General features: G+C 72.9%; 7 protein-coding genes and 1 pseudogene. 6 read left to right on the top strand and 2 right to left on the bottom strand.

Going from position 1 to position 13,020, the window contains the following annotated elements; translation table 11 throughout:
• The first annotated feature begins 24 nt into the window (after positions 1–24).
• Together AC5DRG_RS13785 and AC5DRG_RS13790 are read left to right on the top strand one after the other, a co-directional pair.
• Complete coding sequence (locus tag AC5DRG_RS13785) at positions 25–1,167, top strand: acyl-CoA dehydrogenase family protein (protein ID WP_491813033.1); 1,143 nt, start codon at positions 25–27, stop codon at positions 1,165–1,167.
• The gene (locus AC5DRG_RS13790) at positions 1,167–2,126 is read left to right on the top strand and encodes an acyl-CoA dehydrogenase family protein (RefSeq protein WP_491810643.1); all 960 of its coding nucleotides are present in this window, start codon (positions 1,167–1,169) and stop codon (positions 2,124–2,126) included. The genes AC5DRG_RS13785 and AC5DRG_RS13790 overlap by 1 nt, the downstream gene beginning before the upstream one ends.
• Here the strand turns inward: AC5DRG_RS13790 and qcrB are convergent.
• Entirely contained in the window at positions 2,104–3,765 is a 1,662-nt protein-coding gene (gene qcrB / locus AC5DRG_RS13795) for a cytochrome bc1 complex cytochrome b subunit (RefSeq protein WP_491810645.1), read from the bottom strand. The two genes, AC5DRG_RS13790 and qcrB, sit on opposite strands and share 23 nt — an antisense overlap.
• 217 nt (positions 3,766–3,982) lie before the next feature.
• Between qcrB and AC5DRG_RS13800 the strand changes: the two are divergent.
• Positions 3,983–4,889: pseudogene (locus AC5DRG_RS13800) on the top strand (rhomboid family intramembrane serine protease).
• Between the two features lie 21 nt (positions 4,890–4,910).
• On the opposite strand, the gene AC5DRG_RS13805 reads toward AC5DRG_RS13800, so the two are convergent.
• A complete protein-coding gene (locus AC5DRG_RS13805; protein ID WP_491810647.1) occupies positions 4,911–5,642 on the bottom strand; it encodes an ABC transporter ATP-binding protein in 732 nt (243 codons plus the stop codon).
• A gap of 154 nt (positions 5,643–5,796) precedes the next feature.
• On the opposite strand from AC5DRG_RS13805, the gene AC5DRG_RS13810 reads away from it, so the two are divergent.
• Genes AC5DRG_RS13810 through AC5DRG_RS13820 form a run of 3 tightly spaced genes read left to right on the top strand, consistent with a single transcriptional unit; the run spans position 5,797 to position 13,020 of the window.
• Entirely contained in the window at positions 5,797–9,207 is a 3,411-nt protein-coding gene (locus AC5DRG_RS13810; protein ID WP_491810649.1) for an FtsX-like permease family protein, read from the top strand.
• Position 9,208: 1 nt separating this feature from the next.
• Positions 9,209–11,983 carry an ABC transporter permease gene (locus tag AC5DRG_RS13815; RefSeq protein WP_491810650.1) on the top strand — a complete coding sequence of 925 codons (2,775 nt, stop codon included), beginning with the start codon at positions 9,209–9,211 and terminating at the stop codon, positions 11,981–11,983.
• Positions 11,980–13,020: an ABC transporter ATP-binding protein gene (locus tag AC5DRG_RS13820; RefSeq protein ID WP_491810652.1), complete on the top strand. Its 1,041-nt coding sequence runs from the start codon at positions 11,980–11,982 to the stop codon at positions 13,018–13,020. The genes AC5DRG_RS13815 and AC5DRG_RS13820 overlap by 4 nt, the downstream gene beginning before the upstream one ends.

The following is a 13,020-nucleotide window of genomic DNA, read 5'->3' on the forward strand; positions in this document are numbered from 1 at the left end:
GATGATGAGGGAAGGATGCTGTCAGTGGACCTCACCCACTCCCCCGCCGACGAGGCCTTCCGCGCCGAGGCCCGCGCCTGGCTCGACGCGCACGTGCCCGCCGTCCCGCTCCCCTCCCTGGAGACCGCGGACGGCTTCGCCGCACACCGGGCCTGGGAGGCCGAACTGGCCGCGGACCGCTGGTCGGTGGTGAACTGGCCCGCGCGCTATGGCGGTCAGGACGCCGGTCTGCTCCGCTGGCTGGTCTTCGAGGAGGAGTACTACGCGGCGGGCGCGCCGGGCCGCGTCGGACAGAACGGCATCAACCTCCTCGCCCCCACCCTCTTCGACCACGGCACCGAGGAGCAACGCGCGCGCGTGCTGCCCCCGATGGCCACCGGCGAAGTGATCTGGGCGCAGGCATGGTCGGAGCCGGAGGCGGGTTCCGACCTCGCGTCCCTCCGGGCGAGAGCGGTTCGCGCGGACGGCGGCTGGCTGCTGAGCGGGCAGAAGACGTGGTCGTCGCGGGCGGCCTTCGCGGACCGCGCGTTCGGCCTGTTCCGCAGCGAGCCGGACACCCCGAGACCCCACCAGGGCCTGACCTACCTGATGTTCGACCTTCGAGCCCCCGGCGTCACGGTCCGCCCGATCGGCCGGCTCGACGGGAAGCCGGCGTTCGCCGAGCTGTTCCTGGACGAGGTGTTCGTGCCGGACGAGGACGTGATCGGCGAGCCCGGACAGGGCTGGCGTATCGCGATGTCGACGGCGGGCAACGAACGCGGGCTGACCCTCCGCTCCCCCGGCCGCTTCCTCGCCGCCGCCGACCGCCTACGCGACCTGTGGCACACCCAGGGCAGCCCGGCGGGAACACGCGACCGGGTCGCCGACGCCCTCATCGGCGCCCGCGCCTACCAACTCTTCACCTACGCCGGCGCCTCCCGCTTCCTGGACGGCGAGCCGCTCGGCCCCGAGTCCAGCCTGAACAAGGTCTTCTGGTCGGAGTACGACATCGCGCTGCACGAGACGGCTCTCGAACTCCTGGGCACAGAAGGCGAGTTCGCGGACACCGACTGGTCCGAGGGCTACGTCTTCGCCCTGGCCGGCCCCATCTACGCCGGCACGAACGAGATCCAGCGCGACATCATCGCCGAACGCCTGCTCGGCCTGCCGAAGGGACGCCACCGCTGATGCGCTTCCTCCTGGACACCGAACAGCGGGCGTTCGCCGCCTCGTTGGACGCGATGCTGACTGCCGCCGACACACCTTCGGCGATACGGGAGTGGAGTCGCGGCGAGCATGGCAGCGGGCGCGCGCTGTGGTCCCGTATCGCGGAGGCGGGGGTGTTCGCGCTGGCGGTTCCGGAGGCGTACGAGGGGATGGGCCCCCGGCCCGTCGAACTCGCCGTCGCTTTCCTGGAGTTGGGGCGGCATGCGGTACCCGGCCCGCTGGTGGAGACGGTCACCGGCGCGGTCCTGCTCGGCGATTCCGGCCCCGCCGCCAAGCTCCTCCTGCCCCGGCTGGCAACGGGCGAGGTCATGGCGACGGTGGCGACTGAAGGGTCGTACGCCCTGGACGGCGACGTGGCGACCGCCCGCCTGTCACTGACCCCCGACGGCCTCCACCTCGCCCCCGGCCACGGCCCGGTCCGTGCCTCCCTCGACCCCGCCCGCCGCCTCGCCCGACTCACCCCGGGCGGCGAACTCCTCACCGCCGACCCACCCGTTGCCGAGGCCCTCACCTGGGCCCGCCTAGCCACCGCCGCCCAGGCCCTCGGCGTCGGCCTGGCACTCCTCGACAAAACGGTGGCGCACGTCAAGCAGCGAACCCAATTCGGCGTCCCCATAGGCTCGTTCCAGGCGGTCAAGCACCAACTGGCCGACGCGAAGACAGCCCTGGAGTTCGCCCGCCCGCTGCTCTTCGGCGCCGCCCTCACCATGACCCCGTTTGACGTGGCCGCCGCCAAGGTCACGGCATGCGAGGCGGCGTACAGGACGGCCCGTACCGCACTCCAACTGCACGGCGCGATCGGCTACACGGCGGAGTACGACCTCTCCCTGTGGCTGACCAAGGCCCGTGCCCTGCGAACGGCTTGGGGCAGCCCGGAGGAGTGCCGGGCCCTCGTCGTCAGTGGTGGTGATCGCCGCTAGTGACCTCGCGATACTCCTCCACCGTTGGCTTCACGATCCGCGTCTCCGGCCCGAACATGGCCCGCGCCAGCCGCGCCCGCACCCGCTGCGACGGCTTGACCGGACGCCGGACGCCATTCGCGTCGACGAGGGGACCAAGCTCGTACGGCGGGTCCTGCTCATGCTGGGTGAGAGTGTGCAGCTGCTCCTGCGAGAGCGGTTCGTGGATCTCGACGAACTCGCCGTGCGGGAGCCGCTTGATGATGCCGGACTCCCTGCCGTGCAGCACCTTGTCCCGGTCCCGGCGCTGCAGGCCCAGGCAGACGCGCTTGGTGATGATGAACGCGACAACAGGTGCCACGAAGAAGGAGATCCGCACGAACCAGGTGATCGCGTTGATGGAGAGATGGAGATGGGTGGCGACGATGTCGTTGCCGCCGCCGATCAGCAGAACGGCGTACAGAGTCAGCCAGGCCACACCGAGGCCGGTCCGGACGGGCATGTTTCGCGGTCGGTCCAGGATGTGGTGCTCGCGTTTGTCGCCGGTGATCCACGCCTCGATGAACGGGTAGACGCCGAGGGCGACCAGGATCAGCGGGAAGAGGGAGAAGGGGATGAAGACGCCCAACTGGAGTGTGTGGCCCCAGGCGTTGATCTCCCATCCCGGCATCACCCGGATCAGTCCCTCGGAGAAGCCGAGGTACCAGTCGGGTTGAGCACCCGTCGTCACCAGGTCTGCTCGGTAGGGGCCGAAGGCCCACACCGGGTTGATGCTGGCGATCCCGCCCATCACCGCCAGCACGCCGAAGACCAGGAAGAAGAAACCGCCCGCCTTCGCCATGTAGACCGGCAGGAAGGGCATGCCGACGACCGTCTTCTGGTCGCGGCCGGGGCCGGGGTACTGGGTGTGCTTGTGGTAGAAGACCAGGATCAGATGGGCGACGACCAGGCCGAGCATGATCCCGGGCAGCAGCAGGACGTGGACCGGGAAGAGCCGCGGGATGATGTCGTGCCCGGGGAACTCGCCGCCGAAGAGGAAGAAGGACAGGTACGTTCCGACGATCGGGACGGACAGGATGGCGCCCTGCGAGAAGCGGATGCCGGTGCCGGACAGCAGGTCGTCGGGGAGCGAGTAGCCGGTCAGGCCGGTGATGATGCCGAGGAACAACAGGGTCCAGCCGAACACCCAGTTGAGCTCGCGCGGCTTGCGGAACGCGCCGGTGAAGAACACCCGCATCATGTGGATGAGCATCCCGGCGACGAAGACCAGCGCCGCCCAGTGGTGGATCTGCCGGATCAGCAGTCCGCCGCGTACGTCGAAGCTGATGTCGAGGGTGGACTCGTACGCCCTGGTCATGATGACGCCGTTGAGGGGCGTGTACGAGCCGTTGTAGACGACCTCGACGCCGCTGGGCTCGAAGAACAGGGTGAGGTAGACGCCGGTGAGGATCAGGATGAGGAAGCTGTAGAGGCAGACCTCGCCCAGCATGAAGGACCAGTGGTCCGGAAAGACCTTGCGCATGTTGGCCTTGGCCAGCGCATACAGGCCGAGCCGTCCGTCCGCCCAGTCCGCGAGTTTCTCGCCGCTGCCCGCCGGGGCACGGCGTGCCGAACCCGCCCTGCCGGCCGCCCCGTTCACCGATCGTGCGCCGTCGTCCATGACTTGCGTCGCCTCCCCGCCGGATCAACCACAGGGTGGCACGACGGCCCGCTCCAGCCAACGGTGCCGACAGCCGCTCCGCGTCCCGGACTGGCCACAGCAGCCCCGCCCCTCCCTCACCCCCCGGCATTCGCTATTTTGTTCGCCGCCGCCCCCACCGGCTCGCACGCCCGACCCACCCCTGTCCCACCCCATTTGCAGAGCCGAGGAGCCGGCCGTGGAATCCGAGTCCACCGTCACCACCTGCTATCGCCATCCCAAGGTGGAGTCATGTCCGCTGCACCCGCTGCGACCGGTACATCTGCCCGGACTGCATGCGCGAGGCGGCCGTGGGCCACCAGTGCCCGGAGTGTGTGAGGGAGGGCGCGCGGTCGGTGCGCCAGGCCCGGACCGCGTTCGGCGGCCGGATCACGACGGCGCCCGTGGTGACGTACGTACTCATCGGTCTCAACGTCCTCGCCTACCTCGGCGAGTTGGTACGCCCGGCGATCGTGGACCGGTTCCAGATGCTGGGCGCCGGGCTGCTTGGACCGGACGGCGGGCACTATCTGTGGCAGGCGACCTACCCCTCGGGCTTCCGGCCGGAGGGGGTCGTGGACGGTGAGTGGTACCGCCTGCTGACCGGGGCGTTTCTCCATCTCCCGCCCACCGAGGGCACGTTCGGGATCCTGCACATCGTGATGAACATGGCGTCGCTGTGGAATCTGGGGCGGGTGGTGGAAGGGCAACTGGGCCGCGTCCGCTTCACGGCCCTCTATCTCCTGTCGGCGCTCGGCGGCTCGGTGCTGGTGCTGCTGCTCGCGCCGTACGACCCGACGGTCGGCGCTTCCGGCGCCATCTTCGGGCTCGGCGCCGCGTACTACGTCATGGCCCGGCGCCTCGGCGCCGACATGCAGGCGGTCAACCGTTTCATGGCGGGCCTGCTGCTGTGGCTGCTGATCTCCGCCGGCCTGACCTCCTGGCAGGGTCACCTCGGCGGCCTGCTGGCGGGCGGCGTGGTGACACTGGCGTACGCCTACGCGCCCCGGGACCGACGCCGTTCGCTGATCCAGGCGGGGGCGTGCGTGGCGCTGCTGGCGCTGCTGGTGGCCCTGGCCGTCGGGAAGGTGACGGGGCTGAGCTGAAGCATGCCGACAGGCGCTGCGTCAGTGCTCGACGACCTCTCCATCGCTCAGTTCCAACACCCGGTCGGCCAGGCCCAGGAGTTGGGGGTCGTGGGTGGCGACCAGGGCCGTGACGCCCTCGCTGCGGACCACGGCCCGCAGCAGTTCCATCACCGCCAGACCGGTACGGGCGTCCAGTTGCCCCGTCGGCTCGTCGGCGAGCAGCAAGGCCGGGCGGTTGGCGAGGGCCCGGGCGATGGCGACCCGCTGCTGCTGCCCGCCGGAGAGCTCCGCCGGGCGCTGGGCCTCGTGCCCGGCGAGCCCCACCAGGGCGAGCAACAGGGCGACCCGTTCGTCGCGTTCGCGTGGCTCGGCCCGGCGCAGCCGCAGCGGGACGCCCACGTTCTCGGCGGCGGTGAGGATCGGGATGAGCCCGAAGGACTGGAAGACGAAGCCGATCCGGTCCCGGCGCAGTTCGAGGAGTTCGCGCTCCCCGAGCGTGGACAGGTCGGTGCCGTCGAGGACGATGCGACCGCTCTGTGTGCGGTCCAGCCCGCCGATCAGCTGGAGCAGCGTCGTCTTGCCGGATCCCGAACGGCCTTTGAGGGCCACGAGTTCACCGCGCCGCACGTCGAAGGAGGCGCCGCGCAGCGCGTGCACGGCCGCGGCGCCCTTGCCGTAGGAGTGCCGCAGGTCGGCCACGCTCAGCATCGGCTCGCCGGGCGGATCGTCCGCGAGGGCGGCACCGGACTGGGGGCTGGCGTTCTCCGTCATCGGTGCATCTCACACAGAATCGGCCCGGACCGTCAAGAGGGGAACCTGCGGAAGGAACCGATGCCGCGGCTCGAACGCATGTACCGGACAGCGAACTCCGTGATATGCATACCGGATTGACCGGACGGCGGCTCGGCGATCGGGTGGGGGAAGAGTGACGGGCTTCTTGCTGTTGCGCGTGCGTGCGCATCGGCTGCTGCTCGCGGCGGCTCTGCTCGCGGTGCTGTTGACCACGTCGGTCCTGGCCGCTCTCGCCGCGTTCTCCGGTGCCATCGGGAACGCCGCGCTCCGCAACACCCTGGGTGAACGGGCCGCGATATCCGCCTCGCTCGTCGTCGGCGCGGACGTGCCCGGGGAGGAGCGGGACGCCGCGCAGAAGGCCGTGGTCGGCGGTGCTCGGGAGGTGTTCGCCGGGCTGCCGGTGACCGTGCGGAGGCTGGAGGGTTCGGGACCGTACGCGCTGCCCCGCTCCCTCCAGGACGCCGACGCCCGCGCCGGGGAGCCCGACCTCACCCACCTCGCCGCCCTCGACCGGTCCCGGATCACGCTCGTCTCCGGCGCGCTGCCCGGGCCCGCCCCGGCGGACATCAGCGCCGCGATACCCGTCGCCCTGCCCGAAGCGGCCGCCGGCCGGCTGAGGCTCGGGCCCGGCGACCGGATCGACCTCATAGACCGGCTGGGCGGCGAGCCCCGCACGGTCGAGGTCACCGGTGTGTACCGGGCGGCCGACAGCTCCGACCCGTACTGGCAGGCGGACGCTCTCGGCGGCCACGGGGTCCGCACCGTCGTCTTCACCACCTACGGCCCGCTGCTCGCCGACCCGTCCGTGTTCACCGCCGGCCGTGTCTCCGAGGGCGACACCGGCTGGGTGGCGACGGCCGACTACCGGACGCTCACCACCGACGGGATCGGCGCCCTGCGCGAGGCGGCCGTGCACGGGGCCGCGGCCCTGCGCAAGGACCCGGCGCTCGGCGGCTACGCGTCGGTGAAGTCGACGCTGCCCGACGTGCTCGACCGGACCTCGCGCGCGCTGCTCGTGTCCCGGTCCACCCTGATGATCGTCTCCGTCCAGCTGGTGCTGCTCGCCGGGTACGCGCTGCTGCTGGTGGCCCGGCTCCTGGACACCGAACGGGCGGGCGAGACAGACCTGTTGCGGGCCCGGGGCGGTTCGCGCCGCCGGATCGCCGCTCTCGCCGCGGTGGAGGCGCTGCTGCTGGCCGTACCGGCCGCGGCCTGTGCCGCGCTGCTGTCCGGCCCGCTGGCCCGGCTGCTCGCCCGCTGGTCCTCGCTCGACCGGATCGGGCTACGGTTCGATACCGCCCCGACGGCCCAGGTGTGGCTGGTCGCGGCCGGAGTCGCCGTGTGCTGCGCGGTGGCGGTAGTAGCGCCCGCGCTGGCCGCGACGGCGAGTGCGCCCGTACGGCTGCGGCGCATCCGTGCCGCCACTTCGGCGGCGCCCGTGCGCGCCGGGGCCGATGTCGGGCTGCTCCTGATCGCGGGGGTGGCCTACTGGCAGCTGGACCGGCAGACCGACGCGTCCGGTGGCGGCGCCCTCAGCCGCGACCAGTCGGGGGACCTGGGGATCGATCCGCTGCTGGTCGCCGCGCCCGCCCTGGCGCTGCTGGCCGGCACGGTGCTGACGCTGCGTCTGCTGCCGTTCGCGGCCCGGCTCGCGGAGCGGCGGTCGGCGAGCGGCCGGGGGTTGCCCGCGGCGCTGGCGGGCTGGCAGTTCAGCCGGCGCCCGCTGCGCGGGGCGGGGCCGGTGCTGCTGCTGGTCGTCGCGGTGACGACCGGGATGCTGGCGATCGGGCACGGCGCGTCCTGGGACCGGTCGCAGGACGATCAGGCGGACTTCGGGACGGGCGCCGACGTGCGGGTCCTGGACACCAGGCCGGGCAGCCCCGGCCAGACCGGCCAGTACACCTCCCTGCCCGGAACCCGGGACGCCGCCCCCGCGCACCGCACCACGATCGACCTCTCCGGCAGCCGTACGGCGACGGTCCTCGCGCTGGACACGGCACATGCCGGGGACCGGATGCTGATGCGCGGCGACCTCGCCGACGAGCCCGTGGACAAGCTGCTGCGGTCGGTCACCCCGGTGCAAAAGGCGACGAGCCGTGCGGTGCCGCTGCCCGACGGCACCCGTCGACTCGCCCTCGACGTGCGGATCACCGACGAGGACGCGGGCTCGGGACGCTCCCCGTCCGGCCTCGCGCCGCTGCTCACCGTGGTCGTCGAGGACGCCTACGGCATCGCGTACCGGATGAGCGCCGGAACAGTCCCCGTGGACGGCCGGGTCCACCGGATCACCCTCGACCTGGACCTGACGGCCACCGGCAACCGTGCCGCCCCGGTCGGCCCGCTCCACCTGACCGGACTGCAACTCGACGCCACGGTCCCCACCGGCGAGTCCGAACATCACCGGCTCACCATCGAGCGGCTGCTGTCCCTGGACCGCGACGGAGCCGAGCGGCCGGTCCTGGTGCCCAACGGGACGCGCTGGCAGGGCAGTTGGACCGGGACGCAGAACGGGGAGGCAGGGCCGAGTGAGGAGTTGAAGGCGTCCGCGTCGCAGACGATGCCGCTGACCGTCGCGTACGAGACGGGTACGGCCGCCGGAGCCTCGCAATTCGGCCTGGGCACGCCGACGTTCAGCGTCCGCGTCGCCGCCGCCGGGGCAACGGCTCCGTCGGCGATCCCGGCCGTCGCCACCGACAGCTTCCTGCGCGCGGCGGGGGCCGAGCCCGGCGACAGCATCGACGTGACGCTGGCCGGGGAGCAACTGCGGGTGCGGATCGTACGGTCGGCGAAGGAGCTGCCGACGACCGGCACCGGCGCGAATGCGGCCGGGTCCGGGGCGGATTCCACAACCGGATCCGAAGCCGGGACCGAAGCCGCGTCCGACACCGGGTCCGAAACCGCCGACGGCGGTGCGCTGTTGCTCGATCTGCGTGCCGTCAACGCGGTCCTTGCCCAGCGTGCGAGCGCCCCGCTCACGCCCACCGAATGGTGGCTGAGCACCGCCCCCGGCAAGGCCGCGCAGGTCGCCGCCGAGCTGCGGGCACGTCCCGACCTGGAGCCGGACCAGGTGCTGGTGCGGGACGAGGTCGCGGCCGAGCTGCTGGGGGATCCGCTCGGTGCCGGGCCGCGTTCGGCGTTGACGGCGGTGGCGGTGGCCGCCGCGGTGCTCGCCGCCGGGGGTTTCGCGGTGAGCGCGGCCGGTTCCCGGCGGGAGCGGTCCGCGGAGTTCGCCGTGCTGCGTGCCCTGGGCGCGCCGCGCCGGGATCTCGCCAGACTGGTCGCGACCGAGCAGAGCCTGCTGATCGGCGCCGGACTGCTCGCCGGTCTCGGCCTCGGCACCGTCCTGACCCGGGCCGTCGTCCCCCTGATCGTGCTGACCTCACAGGCGGCCCGCCCTGTCCCCGGCGTCCTGGTCGAACTCCCCCTCTCCCAGGTGGCCTTGCTCCTCGCAGGGGTAGCCGCCCCGCTCCTCCTGATCACCGCCGCGTCAGCCGCCCGCCGAGCGGAACCGGCGGTCACACTCCGCCACCAGGGGGAGGACTGAGATGACCCCGTCCTCACGGCCGCCCAAGCCACCGCAGCGCGCTGTAGCGCCCTGGGTGCGGACGCGTCTGCGGACCGCCCCCGCAACCGCCGCCGTCCTCGGTGTGCTCGTGCTGATCACGGCGTTCCTCGCGGCCGCACTGCCCCGGGCAGTCGACGCCTACGAGACGCGCGGCCTGCGCCAGACCATCGCCGCAGCATCCCCCGCCTCCACCGTGCTGGAGTTGACCGCGCCGCAGCCCGGCCTGGAGATCGCGCAGAAGTTCCGGGAGGAGGCGATGCGGCCCGCCGCGCTGGAGGCGGTCGAGCACAAGGCGCTGGACCTGCTGCCCGAGCCGCTGCGGGCGGATGCCGCCGAGTCGGCGTACGGGGTACAGACCTCCGAGAGCCTTCCCGCACAGGACTCCTGGCTGCCGAAGCCCGACGGGGTACCGCCCCAGTTCACCCTGGCCGCCCAATCGGGACTCGCCGCCCACACCGTCGTACGGGACGGACGGCTGCCCACCACCACCGAGCCGGTCACGCAGGACACCAGCGAGGTCGAGGCCGCGGTCACCGCCGAGACCGCCCGGGCCCTACGCCTACGGGTCGGCTCAGTCATCCACGTGACCGGCTTCCCGGCCGGGCCGCTGGCCGTGCGGATCACCGGAATCGTCGAACCCCGGAATCCGCAAGGCAGTTACTGGTCCGTGGAACGGATCCTCCGCACCCCTGGCCTGAACGTGTTGCCGGGCAGCGTCCCAGTACAGTTCTACTGGCAGGCGGCCCTCCTGCTGGCGCCCGACACCGCCCCGGCGCTCCTTGCCAGCCAAGGGGGTCCGGAGAAGTACTGGCGGCTCGCCCCCGCCACCGAACAGCTCACCGCACAGGACGTCCCGGAGCTCACCGCCGGGATCGCGTCCCTCGAAGGCGGGCCCGACCTGCTGAGGATGCGCGAGGTCGCCGGCCCCACCGCGGCGCTCGCCACCGAGCTGGAGAAGGTCGTCGACTCCTACACGCAGGCGCGGGACGCGATCACGCCCGTCGTCGCCGTCGCGGCTTTCGGCGTCGGGGCGGTCGCCGCCGTCGTCCTGGTCATGACGGGCGGGCTGGCCGCCGCCCGCCGCACCACCGAACTCGCCCTGCTGCGCGCGCGGGGCGGCTCCCTGCGCGGCATCGCCGGCCGGCTCCTCGCCGAGACCGCGGTGGTGGCACTGCCCGCCACAGCGGCCGGCCTGCTGCTCGCCCTGCTCGCCGCGGACGGGACCAGGTTGCTGCCCTCCCTGCTAGCCGCGGCGGCCGTGGCGCTGCTCGCCTGCGCCGCGCTTCCGGTGCGCGCGGTCGTGGCGCACCGCAGACCGCGGGCGCACGAGGAGCGCGACGACCTCGCCAACGCCAGGCCCGGCGGGCGCCGCACGGTCGCCGAACTGACCACGCTGGTCCTGGCCGTCGGCTCGGTCGCCGCCCTGCGCCGACGCGGCGTCGCCGGCCCGGGTGACCTGCTGGTGAGCGCCGCCCCGGTCCTCGTCGGACTGGTCGCGGCCATCGTGCTCGTACGGCTGTATCCGCTCCCCCTGCGCTGGGCCGCCGGCCCGGCCGCACGTCTGCGCGGGGCGGTCGGTTTCCTGTCGCTGGCCCGCGCCGGCCGCTCCCCGGCGACGGTCGCCGCCCTGCCCCTGCTGGCCCTGCTGATGGCCCTGACGACGGCGGCGTTCGGCGGCTCCGTGCTCGCGGGGGTGGCGGACGCCCGCGACCGGGCCGCACTTCTGGCGACGGGCGCGGACGCCCGGATCTCCACGCCCGACGGGAGCGAGCTCGCGGCGGGGGTGGAACGGACGGTGCGGGACGTCCCGGGCGTGCGTGAGGTGACGAGCGTACGAATCGACCTCGACGCGACACTCGCGTCCGACGCGGCCGACACCGGGGTCGAGCAGCCACTGACCCTGGTCGCGGTCGATCCGGACACATACTCCCAGCTGGCCCGGACAGTGGGTCTCGGGGGCTTTCCGGCCGACGTGCTGAAGGGCCGGGGCGATGTCCTGAACGCCATCGCCTCCCCCGGGCTGGCCCGGCGGCTCGGTAGCGCCCCGCGCCTGATCACGTCCTCGGCCGGTGACGTCACCGTGCGGATCGCTGCCGTACGCCCCCGTACGCCCGCCGTTCCCGACTCCGACTTCCTGTTGGTGAACGCCGCGGGACTGGAGCGCTCCGGCGCGACGACGCTGCTGGCCACCGGTGCGGGACTCGACGCGGGGACGCTGCGGGCGATCATGCGGGGCACCGGGCAGGACCTCTCCCTGACACTGCGCAGTGAGGAACGCGCGGCGCTCTCCGACTCGCCGTTGCAGTCGGGGGCCGGGCGGATCTACGCCTGGGCCGTCGTCGCCGGCGCGGGGTACGCCGTACTCGCCCTGGTGCTCTCCCTCCTGCGGTCCGCGCCGGAACGGGCCGCGCTGCTCGCCCGGCTCCGTACCCTGGGCCTGACCACCCGGCAGGGCCGTCAGCTGCTCGGCCTGGAGGCGCTGCCGCAGGCGTTGCTCGCGGCCGGCGGGGGCGTGGCCGTCGGCTGGGTCACCGTCCAACTGCTCGCCCCCGGCATCGACTTGGACCGACTCGCCCTGGCCTCCGCACCGGGCCTCACCGCGGTGGACGGGGCGTCGCTGCGGGCCGACGTGTGGTCGCTGGCGCTGCCCGCGGCGGGCACGGTGCTGCTGGCCGGAGCGGTGGCCGCGGCGCAGGCCTGGTGGGCGGGGCGCCGGGCACCGATCGACCGACTCAGGGCAGGAGATGTGCGATGACCGGTACGACGGAATCGATGGAATCCACCGAACCGGCGGACTCGCGGACGACCCTGGCGGAGCTGGAGCAGCGGGCGGCGGCACACCGCGACCGGCCCGCGTACGGGCACGACGCCCTGATCGCCTGCGACCGGCTGGTCCGTATCTTCTCCAGCCGGGAGTCCGCGGGCGCCTCCCGGGGCAAGCGCGGCGCCGCCGACAGCGTGGAGGTTCAGGCGCTCCAGGGGCTCGATCTCCTGGTCCAGGAGGGCGAGTTGATGGCCCTGGTCGGCGCGTCCGGCAGCGGCAAGTCGACCCTGATGAACATCCTCGCCGGCCTGGACGTCCCCACCGCGGGCGCCGCGAAGGTCGCGGGCCGCGATCTGCTCACGATGGACGCGAAGGCCCGGCTGCTCTACCGCCGCGAGGTCGTCGGGTTCGTCTGGCAGCAGACCTCGCGCAACCTGCTCCCCTATCTGACGGCAGCTCAGAACGTGGCGCTGCCGATGCAGTTGTGGGGCGGCGGCCGGGGTCGCGGAGGCAAGCGGACCCAACGGGCAGAGCGTGCGGTCGAGTTGCTCGGGATGCTCGGCGTAGCCGACTGCCGTGACCGCCGCCCGCAGCAGATGTCCGGCGGCCAGCAGCAGCGCGTCGCGATCGCCGTCGCCCTCGCCAACTCCCCGTCCGTGCTGCTCGCCGACGAGCCCACCGGCGAACTGGACTCGGCGACCGGCCAGCAGGTCTTCGCGGCGTTCCGCCGGGCCAACGAGGAACTGGGCACGACCATCGTGATCGTCACCCACGACCAGACGGTGGCCGACGAAGTCCGCCGCACGGTCGCGATCCGCGACGGCCGCACCTCGGCCGAGGTACTGCGCCGCACGGAGGTCGACGCGGAGGGCCAGGAGTCCCTGGTGGCACGGGAGTACGCGATGCTCGACCGCGCCGGCCGCCTGCAGCTCCCCGCCGAGTACACGGCGGCCCTGGGCATGGAGGACCGGGTGCTGCTTGAGCTGGAAGAGGACCACATCGGAGTGTGGCCCGATGAGAACGGCTGA

The organism is Streptomyces sp. JLBG701, from assembly GCF_058544905.1.